This is a genomic window from Pseudomonas sp. TE12508, from assembly GCF_056279485.1.
The window spans coordinates 22,908-39,590 of sequence record NZ_JBWCCN010000027.1 but is presented as its reverse complement, the minus strand read 5'-3'; the positions used below and the strand labels follow the sequence as shown (position 1 = coordinate 39,590).

Annotated in this window: 12 protein-coding genes and 1 pseudogene; 7 read left to right on the top strand and 6 right to left on the bottom strand. The window is 60.1% G+C overall.

From position 1 onward, the window contains the following. Positions 1-35: 35 nt before the first annotated feature. Positions 36-2,315, bottom strand: coding sequence for a heavy metal translocating P-type ATPase (locus ACZ9IM_RS28525; RefSeq protein ID WP_476225676.1), 2,280 nt, complete (start codon positions 2,313-2,315; stop codon positions 36-38). 108 nt (positions 2,316-2,423) lie between these two features. Between ACZ9IM_RS28525 and ACZ9IM_RS28520 the strand changes: the two are divergent. Next, positions 2,424-2,558 (top strand): annotated as a pseudogene (locus ACZ9IM_RS28520) (hypothetical protein); the annotation flags it as partial. Between the two features lie 68 nt (positions 2,559-2,626). Here ACZ9IM_RS28520 and ACZ9IM_RS28515 read toward each other — a convergent pair. Further along, positions 2,627-3,304 carry a dienelactone hydrolase family protein gene (locus ACZ9IM_RS28515; protein ID WP_476225675.1) on the bottom strand — a complete coding sequence of 226 codons (678 nt, stop codon included), beginning with the start codon at positions 3,302-3,304 and terminating at the stop codon, positions 2,627-2,629. Positions 3,305-3,467: 163 nt separating this feature from the next. Between ACZ9IM_RS28515 and ACZ9IM_RS28510 the strand changes: the two genes are divergently transcribed. After that, complete coding sequence (locus tag ACZ9IM_RS28510) at positions 3,468-4,052, top strand: phosphoribosyltransferase family protein (RefSeq protein ID WP_427622779.1); 585 nt, start codon at positions 3,468-3,470, stop codon at positions 4,050-4,052. Between the two features lie 154 nt (positions 4,053-4,206). Then, the gene (gene ftsH, locus ACZ9IM_RS28505; RefSeq protein WP_218394543.1) at positions 4,207-6,033 is read left to right on the top strand and encodes an ATP-dependent zinc metalloprotease FtsH; all 1,827 of its coding nucleotides are present in this window, start codon (positions 4,207-4,209) and stop codon (positions 6,031-6,033) included. Positions 6,034-6,039: 6 nt separating this feature from the next. Here ftsH and ACZ9IM_RS28500 read toward each other — a convergent pair whose 3' ends face one another. After that, on the bottom strand, positions 6,040-8,421 hold the full coding sequence (locus tag ACZ9IM_RS28500; protein ID WP_427622780.1) for a phosphoketolase family protein: 2,382 nt from the start codon (positions 8,419-8,421) through the stop codon (positions 6,040-6,042). A 210-nt stretch (positions 8,422-8,631) separates the two neighbouring features. Here ACZ9IM_RS28500 and fnr point away from each other — a divergent pair, with 210 nt between their 5' ends. Next, on the top strand, positions 8,632-9,378 hold the full coding sequence (gene fnr / locus ACZ9IM_RS28495; RefSeq protein WP_218394541.1) for a fumarate/nitrate reduction transcriptional regulator Fnr: 747 nt from the start codon (positions 8,632-8,634) through the stop codon (positions 9,376-9,378). Positions 9,379-9,411: 33 nt separating this feature from the next. Then, positions 9,412-10,395, top strand: a complete 984-nt coding sequence (locus tag ACZ9IM_RS28490; protein ID WP_476225674.1) for a zinc-dependent alcohol dehydrogenase family protein — start codon at positions 9,412-9,414, stop codon at positions 10,393-10,395. On the opposite strand, the gene ACZ9IM_RS28485 is transcribed toward ACZ9IM_RS28490, so the two are convergent. Beyond that, positions 10,385-11,305 (bottom strand): universal stress protein, encoded by a 921-nt coding sequence (locus ACZ9IM_RS28485; protein ID WP_476225673.1) that lies wholly within the window; start codon positions 11,303-11,305, stop codon positions 10,385-10,387. The genes ACZ9IM_RS28490 and ACZ9IM_RS28485 overlap by 11 nt on opposite strands. A 224-nt stretch (positions 11,306-11,529) precedes the next feature. On the opposite strand from ACZ9IM_RS28485, the gene ACZ9IM_RS28480 reads away from it, so the two are divergent. Both ACZ9IM_RS28480 and ACZ9IM_RS28475 read left to right on the top strand, forming a co-directional pair. Further along, entirely contained in the window at positions 11,530-12,093 is a 564-nt protein-coding gene (locus ACZ9IM_RS28480; protein ID WP_218394538.1) for a GNAT family N-acetyltransferase, read from the top strand. 229 nt (positions 12,094-12,322) lie between these two features. Beyond that, positions 12,323-14,143 (top strand): DAHL domain-containing protein, encoded by a 1,821-nt coding sequence (locus tag ACZ9IM_RS28475; RefSeq protein ID WP_476225672.1) that lies wholly within the window; start codon positions 12,323-12,325, stop codon positions 14,141-14,143. 221 nt (positions 14,144-14,364) lie between these two features. On the opposite strand, the gene ACZ9IM_RS28470 is transcribed toward ACZ9IM_RS28475, so the two are convergent. Together ACZ9IM_RS28470 and ACZ9IM_RS28465 are read right to left on the bottom strand one after the other, a co-directional pair. After that, the gene (locus tag ACZ9IM_RS28470; protein WP_476225698.1) at positions 14,365-15,183 is read right to left on the bottom strand and encodes an aldo/keto reductase; all 819 of its coding nucleotides are present in this window, start codon (positions 15,181-15,183) and stop codon (positions 14,365-14,367) included. Positions 15,184-15,305: 122 nt separating this feature from the next. Beyond that, positions 15,306-16,589: an NTP/NDP exchange transporter gene (locus ACZ9IM_RS28465; RefSeq protein ID WP_476225671.1), complete on the bottom strand. Its 1,284-nt coding sequence runs from the start codon at positions 16,587-16,589 to the stop codon at positions 15,306-15,308. Positions 16,590-16,683 lie beyond the last annotated feature (94 nt).

Genomic DNA, 16,683 nt, shown 5'->3' with positions numbered 1-16,683 from the left:
TTCCCTTGCACGGATCGACTGAGACCGGCTTTTGATTAGCGTCTGTCGAGATAACGGAACAGTTCCTCCTCCTGGTCAAAGTGCAGTTGCACAAGAGTATCCAGACGAATCAACTGGTGCTGAATCTCATCGGCGCAAGCCGTTGCAGGGTCGGCACTGAAGTCAGCGCTCATGCGCGCCAGCACATGGATAAGGCGAAAGATCTCTCGATGGGCATGGCTCAATGCCGACAAGGGGTCCTCACCCTGCATGCTTCGCGTCAGCAGCGGGTACAGGTGTTTTTCATCTTCGCGTTCATGGAGGGCCAGTGAGGCTTGCAGCTTATCCACCAGTTCGCCCAAGTCGGCCTGTGCTTGCTCAAGTGGACGCAGGGCAAAGTCATTTGCCATCTTGTGCAGATCGCTCAGCACCGTGGAAAGCTGATCGTGTTCATCCTGCAGGCGATCGATATGCTCCCCGGCAAGCTGTTGGTGCAGACCTCGCGACGGCATCAATGCACGCAGAGCATTGATAATGATCACCACGTCGATGCCTTCCTGCACAATGGCGCCGATAAGCGGCGGCAGGTAACCGAAGGCCGCCACAACCATGGCCAGCACGGACATGCTCATGCCGACCAACACGCCTTGGCGGGCGATGTGACGGGTGCGGCGGGCAATGTCCAGCGCCTCTACCAGACGATCCAGGCGATCCACCAGCAGCACAACCCCCGCGGCTTGCGCAGAGGCCGTGGCACCACTGGCCCCCATCGCCACGCCGACATGGGCGGCCGCCAGTGCGGGGGCATCGTTAATGCCATCGCCCACCATCAGTGTGCTGGCGCGCAGGCAGCCTTCCTGGACCGCACGCACTTTATCCTCAGGGGTCAACCCGGCACGCAGCTCGTCAATACCGGCAGACAGCGCAATCATCTCGGCGGTTTCCAGGCGATCACCCGTGAGCATGACGATTCTCTGGATGCCTCTGTTGCGCAGTCGACGCAGGGTTAGCGGGGTTTCCCGACGCAGGTTGTCCGAGAAAACCAGCAAACCGGCGAGTGCCCCATCCACTTCAATGAAACTGCCACTGCACGCCAGGTAATCCATGTGGCGCAGCATGGTTGTGGCCCAGCCAGGCACAGGCATGTCTTTATGAACAAACGACAAGGTGCCGAAGCGCACTCGCAGGCCATCGATCAGCCCGCAAAGACCCGCGCCCGGAATCTCCTCAACGTCCTGCGGCAGGCTGAGCGGCAATCCACGCTGATAGGCCGCTGTGACAATGGCTTGGGAAATCGGGTGCGTCGAGGCCTGCGCCAGCGAAGCGGCCAGGCCAAGCAGGCGCTGCGGATCGAACGCTCCGTTGGTTTCAATCGACTGCAGACGGGCATGGCCGCTGGTCAGCGTGCCGGTCTTGTCGAGAAACACCTGCTTGACCCCGGCCAGCGCTTCCAGGGTCACGCCGTCCTTGATCAGGATCCCGCGCCGCGCCGCCCTGGAGATACCTGACATGATCGCGATCGGCACCGCCAGAATCAAAGGGCAAGGTGTGGCCACCACCAAAACCGCCAGCGCTCGCAAAGAATCTCCACTCATGTGCCAGGCGATCCCGGCAATCAGCAATGTCAGAGGAATGAAGAGCAATGCATAACGGTCGGCCAGACGCACGAAAGGCGCGCGCGAGCGTCGTGCGGCTTCGGCCAGGCGCACCACCCCGGCATAGGTGCTCTGCGCTGCCGTTCGCGTGGCAGCCAGGAGAATGGGTGCACCGACATTGGTCACGCCACTGGGCAATTGCTCCCCTGCCTGGCGGGTGACCGGCAGTGACTCACCGCTGAGCGCCGATTCGTCCAGAATGGCTGTAGAACTGAGGAGACAGCCATCGACCGGTACCACCTCCCCCAAGCGCACAAGCAGTGTCTGCTGCGGTTGGATCTGCTCAACCGGTATCTGCCGTAAATCGCCACTTTCTTGCAGCCAGGCAAAGCGTGGCGCCCGGTCTACCAGCGCACGCAGCTCGCGTTCGGCGCGTTGTTTGGTAAAAAACTCCAGGATGCGACCTGACGCCAGCATCAAGGCAATCACCGCCGCCACCAGCGTCTGTTCAAAAAACAACGCCGCTGCAATCGACAGCAGTGCAATCAGATCTACACCGGCCTCGCGTCGGGACAGGCGCCTGGCAATCTCGACGAGCAACACCAGGGCCATCACCAGACTGCCTGCGGCCCAGAAAGTCGATGCCCAGTCAGACTTCCCGACGACCTGCGCAATGCCCCCGACCAGCAGGGTCAGGGTGGTGAGCAGCAATAGAGCCGGATCCAGCCACTTACCGAACATTGATGTGAGTTCCTGCACGCGACATGAATGGATAGAGCTTAGGACTCGAATGCCCGGCATGTTCGCAATGCGTCATCGGTATTGATCAGTATCGGCTTGATTATTTCGGTGGGTGGCGCCCTGCTCGCCTGGACGCTGCTAGCGGCCGAATCGGTGTTTACCCCGGCCAGGGAAAACGTCATGCCGGGGGCGCTCGCCGTGGAGAACAGCCAGGGTGTGCCGGCCAATGCGCTGTGGATCACCGATGGCTGCATTCAACTGTTCCTGCTGCTGACGCTGTATTCACCTTTCCATTTGGCGTATGACAAGCATCAGACAGTGGTGGTCGACGCTGGACGACTACCGTGCAAGTACCGCTCGAACCAGTCGCCAGCCAGCCTGGCGACTGTTTCAAGCGCGCCTGTTTCTTCAAAAAGATGCGTAGCGCCCGGCACGACTTCCAGACATTTCTCACACCGCAAGGCATGACTGCTTTGCACATTCAGATTGATCACCACCGGATCTTGCTCACCGACAATCTGCAGGGTCGCAGCCTTCACGCGGGCCAGCGCCGCACCCGCAAGGTCGGTCCGCCCTCCTCGGCTCACCACGGCATGCACCCGGTCCGCACGCTCGGCCGCTGCCATTAGCGCCGCAGCGGCACCGGTGCTGGCGCCGAACAATCCGATCCGAAGCTGTTGCAGTTCGGCATCCTGGCCAATCCAGTCGATCACCTTCACCAACCGCCCGCAAAGCAGTGCGATATCGAAACGCAGCTCCCGGGTCTGATTGTCCAGGCGTTGCTCCGTTTCTGTGAGCAGATCGAACAGTAATGTGCCCAGCCCTCGCCGGGCCAGCGACTCGGCAACTTGTTGATTACGCGGGCTTGAACGACTGCTGCCGCTGCCATGGACGAAGACCACCAGGCCCACAGCGTTCTTGGGCAGACGCAGGTCGGCAGACAGCACCACGTCCCCCAGGTCCAGCATTCGATAGCGAGCCTCAATCATTTCAATCCTCTTCTCCAGCCTGTGGGCAGCCGACGTCTTCACTGAATCACCAGTTTAGATTCCGCTCCTGAAGATTCGTTGCTGTCCACTGGTCCTCCCAGGCGCATGCCCCACACAGCCCTTACGCTATGATTCACCCATCGGCTCTGGACGGGAGACTGCCATGCCTGACCTGCCTGCGAGTCAGCGGTTGCGCTTGTACGACAGCGATGAACTCGAATTGGTGCTGCAGGCAATGGCGCGCCAGGCCGCAACCCTGTTGCCGCCCGCTCAAGCGGCATTGGTCGGCATCCAGCGCCGTGGTGAGCCTCTGGCACAGCGTTTACGGCAACATCTGTCACGTCAGACCGGCCAGCCAGAACTGCCTCTCTACCCACTGAAGGTCAAGCGCTATGCCGATGACCTCAAGGTGCTGCATGCACACACGGCACTGACCGAGAACCCGCTTCTCAACACGCTGGACCTTGCCAATACCACCCTGCTGGTTGTCGATGATGTGCTGTTTGAAGGCCATTCGCTCCTGCGCACCTGCGCGTACCTGGCGCAACTCGGTGCTCGTCAGGTCTACACGGCAGTACTGGTCGACCGGCATGTCTGCCAGCAGCCGATCCATGCCGATGTTGTCGGCGTGCACCTGCAAGTTGCCGCCCATGACATCGTCGAATGCAACGTGCCGCCCTACGAAATGGAGTTTTGCATTGAAGTGCTGCGTCATGGCGCAGCGCTTCACCCGCGAGGGAGAAGCTGAAGCAGGCTATCTTTAGTAAAGGGGTCGGTCGCTGGCCTGCAGAAACAGGGTGTCGCTTTTCAATGACTTTTCATCCCCTGGGCGTGGAACAACCCTGACCGCGCGGTAGCGGCCCGTTATAAACGACCCTGCGTTCCCACTCCGAGCCAAGGCCATGAAAAAGAACGACCAGTGGAATCTGTCCTACTTCGCGATCGCTTTTATCGTGCTGAGCCTCGCACAGATTTTCTTCGGTGAGCGCCAGGCGGTGCAGCCCCTCCCGTACAGCCAATTCCTGCAACTGTTGAACGAGCAAAAAGTCAGTGATTTGCGGGTCGATAAGGACCAGATCAGCGGCAAGTTGCAAGAGCCCATCGACGGACGCGAGCGGTTCTCCACCGTGCGGGTCGACCCGGCGCTGGCGACCGAACTCTCTCAATCGGGCGTCGGTTTTACCGGAACCACCGAAAACACCTTTTTGAACAGCCTGTTGGGCTGGTTGTTACCGTTTGTCCTGATCATGGTGTTCTGGAATTTCCTGTTTCGCGGGATGGCCGACAAACAAGGCCTTGGCGGGCTGATGAATGTCGGTAAGTCCCGGGCCAAGGTGTTTGTAGAACGCGACACCGGGGTCACCTTCGCCGATGTCGCGGGCATCGACGAAGCCAAGGCCGAGTTGGTGGAGATCGTCTCGTTCCTCAAGGACAAGGCCAAGTACGCACGCCTGGGCGCACACATTCCCAAAGGCACCTTGCTGGTGGGCCCGCCAGGCACCGGCAAGACGCTGGTGGCCAAAGCCATCGCAGGGGAAGCCGGTGTGCCGTTTTTCTCGATCTCCGGCTCCGAGTTCGTCGAGATGTTCGTCGGGGTCGGCGCAGCCCGGGTCCGCGACCTGTTCGAGCAGGCCAGGCAGGCGGCGCCCTGCATCATCTTCATCGATGAACTCGACGCATTGGGCAAGATGCGCGGCGTCGGTACGCTGGGCGGCAATGACGAAAAAGAACAGACCCTCAACCAGTTACTGGCCGAGCTGGATGGCTTCGATCCCCGTGAGGGCGTGGTGTTGCTGGCCGCGACCAACCGGCCTGAGGTCCTCGACCCGGCGTTGTTGCGGGCCGGGCGCTTCGACCGGCAGATTCTGATCGACCGCCCCGACCGCAAAGGTCGGGAGGCGATCCTCAAGGTTCATATGCAGAAAATCACCGTGGAGCCAGGGCTTGATGGCGCACGTATCGCCGAGATCACCACCGGCTTCACCGGCGCCGACCTGGCCAATCTGGTTAACGAAGCGGCCATCGTCGCCACTCGACGCGGCGCCGAAGCGGTCAGCCTGAACGATTTCACCGCGGCCGTAGAGCGGCTCATCGCGGGGCTTGAACGCAAGAGCAGCCTGCTCGATCCTGACGAGCGCCGAGTAGTGGCCTATCACGAAATGGGGCATGCTCTGGCCGCCAGCACGCTGCCGGCGATGGACCCGGTGCATAAAGTGTCGATCGTGCCCCGCGCCATCGGCTCGCTCGGCTATACCCTGCAACGACCGACCGAGGATCACTTCCTGATCAGTTGCCAGACCCTCAAGGACCGGATTGTCGTGCTGATGGCCGGGCGCGCCGCCGAAGACCTGGTCTATGGCCAGATCTCCACCGGGGCCGCCGATGATCTGGGCCGCGCGACTGATATCGCCCGCCAATTGATCACCCGGTTCGGCATGAGCGCCGAACTCGGACAATCGGTGCTGGAGCGGCAAAACGCAACGTACCTGGGAGACCGCATGGCCACGGTGGGCGAGAAGGATTATTCGGAACAGACCGCCCGGGAAATCGACCTGGGTATCCGCGCCCTGCTCGATGAAGCCTACCAACGGGCCAAGGCATTGCTGGAGAGTCGTCGGGCCGACCTGGATGAGGGGGCCCGCCTGTTGCTGGAAAAGGAAACCCTCACCCCCGAGGAATTCCCGCCGCTGATGCCACTCAAGCCTGCCCCGGCATTACCGAAACTGTGATAACCATCAAGCCCGGTTATCCGGCGCCGGTGTCCATTGCCACTGCATCACTTCGGGCATGTCTTGCCCGTGTTCGATGAGATAAAGCTTGTGCTTCTCCATCGTCGCCCAGTAGCGCGCCCGGGCGGTCTGGAGCTGATCATGCAGCCGGGGCACGCGCTCGATGACATCCAGTGCCAGCTGATACCGATCCAGGTTGTTGAGCACCGCCATGTCGAACGGTGTGGTGGTAGCCCCCTCGTCCTTGAAGCCGCGGACATGAAAGTTTTCGTGATTGGTGCGCTTGTACAGCAGTCGGTGGATCAGCGCGGGATAGCCGTGGAAGGCGAAAATCACGGGCCGGTCGACGGTGAACAGTTCATCGAATGCGTTGTCCGCCAAACCGTGGGGATGGTGGTACGACGGTTGCAGGACCATCAGATCGACGACATTGATCACCCTCACCCGCAAATCCGGCACGTATTCGCGCAGCAAGGTGACCGCGGCCAGGGTTTCAAGGGTCGGAACGTCGCCGGCACAGGCCATGACCACGTCGGGATCGCTATCATCCTGGCAGGCCCAGTCCCACCGTCCGATACCGACCTGGCAATGACGAATCGCCGCATCGATATTCAACCATTGCCATTCCGGTTGCTTGCCGGCCACGATCACGTTGACGTAATTGCGGCTTCTGAGGCAATGATCGGCCACCGACAAGAGGCAATTGGCGTCGGGCGGCAGATAGATCCGGACCACGTCCGCGGTTTTGTTCGCCACCAGATCAATGAACCCCGGATCCTGGTGGGAGAAGCCGTTATGGTCCTGGCGCCAGACATGAGACGTGAGCAAATAGTTGAGCGAGGCAATGGGTTTGCGCCATGGCACTTCAGCGGCGGTTTTCAGCCATTTGGCATGCTGGTTGAACATCGAGTCGACGATGTGGATGAACGCCTCGTAACAGGAAAACAGCCCATGCCGGCCCGTCAGCAAATAGCCTTCGAGCCAGCCTTCACACACCTGTTCGCTCAGAATCTCCATCACCCGGCCATCGGCTGCCAGATTGACGTCGTCGACGCCCAGCGGCTCCATCCATGCCTTGGCGCTGACTTCATACACCGCATCCAGCCGGTTCGAGGCGGTTTCGTCCGGGCCGAACAGACGAAAATTGCTCGACGTCAGATTGTCTTTCATCACGTCTCGCAAAAACGTCCCCAGCACCCGTGTCGCTTCTGCGCGCAAACCACCGGGAACCTCGATGTTCACCGCATAGTCGGTGAACCGCGGCAGCTCCAGCGGTCGCAACAGCAGCCCACCGTTGGCGTGGGGATTGGCACTCATTCGCCGATGGCCGGTCGGCGCCAGGGCGGCGATTTCGGGCAGCAAGGTGCCATTGGCGTCAAACAGCTCGTCAGGGCGGTAGCTGTAGAGCCATTCCTCCAATTGCCGCAAGTGTGTGGGTTGCTGGAAATCGGCCAGCGGGACTTGATGCGCGCGCCAGGTGCCTTCGACCCGACGACCATCGACGAATTTCGGTCCCGTCCAGCCCTTGGGCGTGCGTAATACCAGCATCGGCCACAAGGGCCGTTCCGGTGGGCGGGTTTGCGGCCGTTGGCGCGCGATCCGCTGAATTTCACGAATATCCAGCACCATGGTGTCCAGCGTCCTAGCCAGGGCTTGATGAACCTCTGCCGGGTCATCGCCCTCGACGAAATACGGATCGTAGCCATAGCCATACATCAACGCCGATAGCTCCTCCTCGCTGATGCTGGAAAGCACGGTCGGGTTGGCGATTTTGTACCCGTTCAGATGCAAAATCGGCAGCACCGCCCCGTCACGCGCCGGGTTGAGAAACTTGTTGGAGTGCCAACTGGCCGCCAACGTCCCGGTTTCGGCCTCGCCGTCGCCAATGACACACGCCACCATCAAATCCGGGTTATCGAACGCGGCGCCGTAGGCATGGGCCAGGCTATAGCCCAGCTCGCCTCCTTCATGGATCGACCCCGGAATCTGCGCTGAAACATGGCTGGAAATGCCGTAGGGCCAGGAAAACTGCCGGAACAGTCGGGTCAGACCGTTGGTGTTGCACCCCACCGACGGATTGAATTCGGTGTACGTCCCTTCCATGTAGGTCTGGGCCACGACCGCCGGGCCGCCATGCCCGGGGCCGGCGATGAAGATCATGTTCAGGTCGTGGGTCGTGATCAGGTGGTTGAGGTGCGTATAGATCAGGTTCAACCCCGGCGTCGTGCCCCAATGCCCCAGTAGCCGTGGCTTTACATGCGCCAGCGTCAGCGGCTCCTTCATCAGCGGGTTGTCCTTGAGGTAGATCTGCCCGACCGCCAGATAGTTGGAGGCCCGCCAGTAGGCATCCAGCCCTTCCAGTTGCTCGGCACTCAAAAAATCGCTCATGACGTTCTCCGCAAGGGGCTCGGTATACCGATAAACATGCGCCAATTCTGGGAGTCTGCAACGCGCAAGACTTGATTTACATCAAGTCCTGCGCCGGCCGCCCCGTCCCGACGAGGACGAGCCTTTTCCCGCTCGTCGATTGCCCCCGTAAACGCCCGATTGAAGTTGCGATCCAAACTATCCTTTACCCACTATCAGGGGCTACATGCGATGCCCGAAACCCGACCCTATCAACATCATTATCTGAAGGCCGCGTGCTCCAACTGCAGCGTCCTGGAGTTGTGCCTGCCGATCGGCTTGACCGGCCAGGAGGTCGAGCGGCTGGATACCCTGATCGTTCAGCGGGTAAAGGTGAAAAAAGGTGCCGCCCTGTACCGGGCCGGTGATCCGTTGCGCTCGCTGTATGCAGTACGCATTGGTGCATTCAAGACCAGCATGCTGTCGGTCGATGGCCGCGAGCAGGTAACCGGTTTTCAGATACCCGGCGAAATGCTCGGTCTGGACGCCATCAGCGACGATCGGCACGCCTGCAGTGCCTTTGCCCTGGAAGACAGCGAAGTCTGCCCCCTGCACTACGCACAACTGGAGAAACTCGCCCAGGAGTTGCCCTCACTGCAACACAACATGAACAAGCTCCTGAGCCGGGAGATCGTGCGTGATCACAGCATGCTCATGATGATGGGTAACATGAACTCCGATGAACGCCTGGCAGCCTTCCTGCTGAACCTGTCGCAACGGCTGAGCATTCGCGGGTACTCGTCCAGAGACTTCGTGCTGAAGATGCGCCGTGAAGAGATCGGCTCGTATCTGGGCCTGCGCCTGGAAACCATCTGCCGGGGCATCGCTCATCTACGGGATCAGGGGTTGGTCGAGATTTCGGGGCGTAATGTCAAAGTCCTGAATCTGGAGGGGCTCAAGCAATTGGTCGTCGGCTGTCACCGGCAGTCGCCCCCCTGACGCCCCAGGTGCATCGGCTTTTGGAGAATCGTCATGCGCGCGATGGTTTTGCATGCCCCCGGCCAGCCGCTGCTACGGGAGGAGCGTGCCATCCCGATACCCGATGCACATCAACTGTTAATCAAAGTCCTGGCCTGTGGCGTGTGCCGCACCGACCTGCATCTAGTGGACGGTGAACTACCGCAAGCGGTGCTGCCGCGGGTGCCGGGCCATGAAATCGTCGGTGAAGTGACGGCGGTGGGTGCCAACGTCGCGCCCGACTGGGTCGGTAAGCGCGTGGGCGTTCCCTGGCTCGGCTGGACGTGCGGTGAGTGCACATTCTGCCGCTCGGGCCGGGAGAACCTCTGCGATCGCGCCCGGTTCACCGGCTGTCACCTGGATGGCGGTTATGCCGAGTACACCGTTGCCGACGCCCATTTCTGTTTTCCCATCCCGGACGCGCTCTCGGCCGCCGAAGCCGCACCGCTGCTGTGTGCCGGGCTGATCGGTTTTCGCGCCTTGCAAATGGCCAAAGGGGCGCGTCATCTGGGTCTTTATGGCTTCGGCGCGGCGGCGCATCTGGCGATTCAGGTGGCACGGGGCCGGGGGCAGCAGGTGTATGCCTTCACCCGTCCGGACGACAGCGAGGGCCAGGCCTATGCCCGAACCCTGGGCGCCGAATGGGCAGGTCCCTCGGATCAAGCGCCGCCGCACCCGCTCGACGCCAGCCTGATCTTCGCCCCCGTCGGTGCGCTGGTGCCACGGGCGCTGGAAGCCACCGTCAAGGGCGGCTGTGTGATTTGTGCGGGCATCCACATGAGCGACATCCCCAGCTTCCCCTATCGCCTGCTGTGGGGCGAACGCAGCATCCGTTCAGTGGCAAACCTGACTCGCGAGGACGGCACGGCGTTTTTTGCAGAACTGCGTCATACGCCCGTGCACAGCGATGTCACCTGTTTCGCCCTGGACGATGCCAATCAGGCACTGGCCAGCCTACGGGCCGGTCAGGTCAAAGGCGCGATTGTGCTCATCCCCTGACACGCGATCCCGGCTGCTTGACCGCCAGAATACTGCCCGGCACCGAGTAAAGCGCTCGTTCCGTGTTGCTGCCGATCAACCGATCGAACCCCACCCGATGCACCGTGCCCATTACAACGACATCGGCCAGATACTCCTCGACAAACTCACTCAGCACCGGCGCCGGCAGGCCCATGATGAAATGCCGGCGCTCCGGTGGCACGCCATAGCGATCGGCCAGGCTGACAAACGCCTGGTGCAGGGATTGCCGCAGCTCCTCCATGAAGTCCACGTTCCACCCGCCGCTGACCAAGGGCGCATCGCCATTGAAGGCCGGCGACAAGTCATACGCGTACAGCAGATGCAGCGGTGCATCGCATTGCAGGGCCAGTGCATTCGCCGATTGAATGATGGTGTCGTTGAGGCCACTGATTTGCGTCGAGGGGTCGAACGGGTCCACTGCCGCCACGATCCGGTGCGGCAGAGCGTGACGGGCCTGATTGACCAGATGCACCGGCACTTGGCATTCGCGCAGCAGGTGGCAATCCAGAGGGGTGACAAACACGCGCTTGAGCAGCGGCTCCAGCGTAACGTCCTTGATCAGCAGGTCGGGCTTGAGATCTTCGACGCACTTCAGGATGTCCAGCAATGGATGAGTGGTAAAGACCACTTCCACGCTCACTTTCAGTCCCTCACCGCTGAGGCGCTGAATTTCTTCCGCCATCCAGCGGCGATAGCGGCGCAGATAGCGCTGGTACTCCGCCTCATCGGTTTTTTCTTCCCACAAATGGATGATCGGGGCCGGTTCCATGAACGCCCGCACATCCAGAATCGCCCCGCTGACCTTGGCGAGGGCAACGGCGCGCTGCAAGGCCGGGGATTGGTACAGGGTTCGGTCGGCGATCAGCAACACACGTTGATATTGACCCATCACACACCTCGATTCGGTGCCGGTCCAAAGCGCCGGTATGTTCCCAGACTGCGCTCGTTGCTCCCTACCCCGGTTGATTTACATCAGATGCGAGCGTTTGAGCCTGCCTGTCACGAGTGTCTGATCCAGATCAGATTCAAGCGCCGCCAGCGGCGTAAAAAAGAAATGAACCGCGTGGTTCGTTGCGACGCGCGAGCCTTTCAACCCGGATGGAGAATTGCACCATGCTCACTGTTAAAGACCACAATGACCGAGCGGCCGCCGCCTACGCTGCCGTCTCCGGACAGTACTGGATTGAAGCGCTCAGGGACGGGCGCCATGTGCTGATCCGGCCGCTGACAGAAAAAGACCGCGAACGTGAATATGCTTTTATCAAGCAGCTGTCCCCGGAGTCGCGGCACATGCGCTTTCTGGCGCAAGTCAACGAGCCCGGCACGGCCATGCTCGACCAGTTGATGGATGTCGACGGCAAGAAGCGGTTGGCTTACATCGCCCTGATCCATGACAACGGCAAACTGATTGAAATCGGTGTCAGCCGCTATGCCGCCACCGCCGACACCGAGTGTGAATGTGCCGTGACGGTTGCCGATGAGTACCAGCATCTGGGCTTGGGCACCACGCTGATGGAGCATTTGATCAAGGCCGCGCGCAAGAATGGTTTTCGTCAGATGTATTCCGTCGACGCCGCCAGCAATGCCCCCATGCGCGATTTGGCCAAAGCCCTGGGCTTTGAGACCCGTCACGATCCCGATGACAGTCGTCAGGTCATTCATAGCCTCTATCTGTAAAAAAACGCCCCTCGGCGTGATTGGATCCGCCGAGGGGTGTTTCAACACTCAGGGCTCTAACAACGAGTGCCGACCCGCCGTTCGGTGTTTTTTTCAACGGTGTCCGCCAACAACGCTAGGCTTACAAACAATGTGGTGATTATCGCCATTTTGCAGGGAGCGCAAAAATGGAAATCATTAACCGTTGGCAAAACCTCTCCCTCAGGATGGCCCAGGGAGGAATGCCGCAATGAAGCTTTCCAATCATTACAAATGGACTGCCTTGGGCGCCATTGCGCTGACTCTTTTCAGCGTACTGATATTTTTGCTGATCAAATCCTATTCCTACGACACATCGACCTACTTCGAGTCGCGCGACTTCGTTCGCCAACTCAAGCAGTTCGATGCCAACTGGAACGTGAAGATTCTGAGAGCCAAAATCGGCCTGAACGACAATTTGTTTCTGGGAGCGCCCGCTGAAGCAGAACAGCGATGGGCGCAGCTCGACAACCTCAATGCGACCGGCCCCCTCTCGACTCTTTGGCAAACTCGACGCGAGGGTTATCTGGATGCGGTAGAAAACAAAACCCGACTGGTTGAGCAATTCAAACAGCACAACACAGCCTTGCGAATATCATTCGAGGCCCTGCCTGAGCTGGAAGATAACATTCGGGTGTTGCTGGAAGATTTCAACGACAAACGCCCGAAAGTGGATGCTGTGGCGGCCTCAGTGGTGTTCGATGTTACGTTGGATACCCTTGAATACGCCCTTTATGTCTCCAGCGAAAGGGCTGAGGAAATCTCCGGACATATGAAGTATCTGAATGAATACATCAATCAACTGCCGCCCGAACAGCGCCCGCCTTTCACTACCTTTGTAGACGCGGTGAATGCCATTGTTCGAGAACAGCCCATCGTCAATGATCTGCTTGATCGCATCAGTGTGATTCCGGTCGCACGGCAGTTGGACAGCATCAACGAATTATTGAACGAGAAACAACGGCGCACCAGCGCGACAGACCGCCAATATCACCTTTACCTGGGCATATGCGCCGGCATCATGGCCCTGCTGTTGTTGTATCTGGCCGGCCGCCTGATTCGCAGTTATGCCCTGATCAACAAGATGAACAATGAGCTGCAAACAGCAAACGAGCGACTGGAGCAACGCGTCGAGGAACGCACCCGCGAACTGCTGGAAGCCGAGCGCGAACTGGTCGATGCCGCGCGGATGGCCGGCATGGCGGAGATCGCGACCAATGTGTTGCACAACGTCGGCAATGTGCTGAACAGCGTTAACGTCTCGGCAGATGTGATCACCCGCAAATTGGCGGCCAGTAAAACCCTCGGCCTGGGTAAAGCGGTGAAAATGATGAACGAACATGCTGAAGACCTGGGGCAGTTCATCACGTCCGATGAAAAAGGCAAATTGCTTCCCCTTTACCTCAATCAACTGGTCGACTCCATCGCGACCGAGCAATCGAGCATCGTTGAGGAACTGTCACAACTCACCAAAAGCATCGATCACATCAAGGACATCGTTTCCACTCAACAGGCCTATGCCGGCGCCGCCAGGCTGGTTGAGCCGTTGAACGTCGTCGATCTGTTCGAGGATGCGTTACGCATGAATTCCGGCGCGTTGAGTCGTCACCATGTCGTCGTCACCAAGGACTATCAGGACACGCCGACGATCATCGGCGACAAACACCGACTGCTGTTGATCCTGATCAACCTGATCAGCAATGCCAAATATGCAATGTCCAAGGTCAGCGACCGTCAGCGCCAGATGACGCTGGGCGTCAAGATTGTCGATAACACAACGCTGCGCCTCAGCGTAGAGGATCAGGGCGAAGGGATCGCCGCCGAAAACATCACCCGCATCTTCAATCACGGCTTCACCACGCGCAAGGAAGGTCATGGTTTTGGCCTGCACAGTTGTGCGCTCGCGGCGGTAGAGATGAACGGGCATCTTCGCGTCCATAGCGATGGACCGGGCCACGGAGCGGTTTTCACCCTGGAGATACCTTTGGAGACTGCGCATGCATTGCCGACCGCTGGAATGTCAGTCAGTTAAGTCGCAAAACCTGTGGGAGCGGACTTTTGTGGCGAGGGGGCTTGCCCCCGTTGGGTCGCGAAGCGGCCCCAAAACCTGCAATCGCGGTGTATCAGGTACACCGCATGCAATGGTTTTACGACTGCTACGCAGCCGAACGGGGGCAAGCCCCCTCGCCACACAAGCCCGCTCCCACAGGGATTGCGCTTGACTGACTGGTATTAATCGCCCCACCAACGCGACTATCCCACCAAGGCCATCAACTGTTGGCGTTGCGCATCCGTCAGCATCGGGCCGAAACCGGCACCGGCGTTTTCCGCCATGTAACGCGGGTTGCTGGTGCCGGGGATGACACAGGTCACCGCCGGATGAGCCAGCAGGAACTTGAGCGCCAGTTGCGCCCAGCTATTGACTCCCACTTGCGCGGCCCATCCCGGCAGCGGTTTGCCTTTCAATCGAGCGAGCAAACCGCCGCCACCGAAAGGCCGATTGCAGATCACCGCCACACCTCGTTCGCGACACAGCGGCAGGATTCGTTTCTCGACACCGCGGTCGTCCAGGGCGTAGTTGATCTGCAAAAAGTCCAGCGGCTCGGCTTTCAACACCGCTTCCACTTCGTCATACGCCGACGCCGTGTAATGGGTGATGCCGATGTAGCGGATGCGCCCTTCTGCCTTCCATTGGCGCAGGGTGGGCAGGTGGGTTTTCCAGTCCAGCAGGTTGTGAATCTGCATCAGATCGATACGGTCGGTCTGCAACAGCTTGAACGACTGTTCCATCTGCGCGATGCCTTCTTCGCGACCCTGGGTCCAGACTTTGGTGGCCAGAAATGCAGGCGAACGAGGCCGATGGATCGACAGCAATTCACCGGTCGTCTGCTCGGCGCGACCGTACATGGGCGAGCTGTCGATCACCGTGCCGCCCTTCTCGAACAACGCTCTGAGCACAGCGGGCAATTGCTTGTAGGCGGCGTCGGAAGGCGCGACATCAAAGCCGCGATAGGTGCCCAACCCGACCATGGGTAACGGCTCGTTGCTGGAAGGAATGGCTCGGGTCAGCATGTTCTTGCCTCCTGTTTCCGTCGACGGCGCCGATGCGGCATAGGCCGGATCGAAAGTGAAGACCGCCGAAACACCGGCAGCCAGCGTGAGTAGTCTTCTACGCGTGAAGACAGCAGGATCGGTCATGGAATTCCCCCTGGCTGTTCATTCATGGTCGCCCTTTGCTCTTGTCGTCTGGCCAGCCACAGACATAACCCGCCCCACAGCCCGACAAACGGCACAATCACCACCGCCACCAGCCCAAACCCCGCACCCAGTGCCGTCAACCCGGCGGAGAGCCAGCCACTGGCGGCATCGCCGCCGCGATACACCAGAGTTTCGATCACATTCTTGGCCTTGTACTTTTCCTCGCGGCTCACCACCGTCCACAGCACTTCTCGCGCCGGGCGCACGATGGCGAACTCGACGGCGCGGCGCAGCCCTTGCGCCAGCGCGACGGTTGCCGGCACGGGCGCCAGGGCCATGGCGCTAAACGCCACAATCGTCGCCAACGGCAACGCCACCAACGCCCCGCCGATACCAATCAGACGGATCAATGGCGCGGTCAGCAGCAGTTGAAACAGCAACGTCAGCGCCGACACGATCAAATCGACGATGGCGAAGAATTGCGTCCTGCTGGCCACATCAGCATAGCTGCCAGCCACAATCCGTCCCTGTTCGAAATACAGCAACGTTGCGGCACTGGTGTGCAACAACATGAACAACACCAGCCCCATCAGATAACGCGAGCGCAGAATCAGTGTGATCCCGGCCAGCATGCTGCCGCCCATGCGCCGCTCATCCAGCCAGCGACTGCCAGACTGCGACGCTGTGCGCGACAACAGCGCCCGATAGCAACGCACCGCACATTCCAGCAGCACGGCCGCCGCGACGGTCAACGCCACCGGCCCAAGATGTGTGGCCATGGTCGCGGCCAGCAACGGCCCGATGAACGTGCCCAGGGTGCCACCCGCCGCGATAAAGCCGAACAGCCGCCGCCCTTGCTCGCTGGAAAAGCGGTCGACCAGCACGCTCCAGAAAATCGAAACGATGAACAGGTTGTAGATGCTGATCCAGACGAAAAACACCCGCCCTACTGTCACCGGCGCAATGCGCTGAGCGATCAACACGCCAAACACCAGCATCGACAAGGCAATCAAGCGGTAGATCAACGGCACGAAGCGCATGGCGGGCAGCCGCGAAACCAGCGCGCCGAACAGCGGCACCATCACCAGCATCACCACGAAAGTGGCGGTGAACAGCCACTGCAACTTGTCGGCACCGCCTTCAAGGCCCAAGGCATCGCGCAAGGGTCGCACCAGGTAATAACTGGCGAGCACGCAGAAATGGAAGGCGAAACCCAACATCAGGGCCGTTCGTTCGGACGGCAGAACCTTGACCCATTTCAGCGTATCGCTGGCCGTCATGGGACGGCGCCCGGATACAAGCGTCGAATCTTGGACATCGGTGCGCTCCCCGTACCGCAACTGTCGATGTACTACACTCTGACAGCGCTCAAGC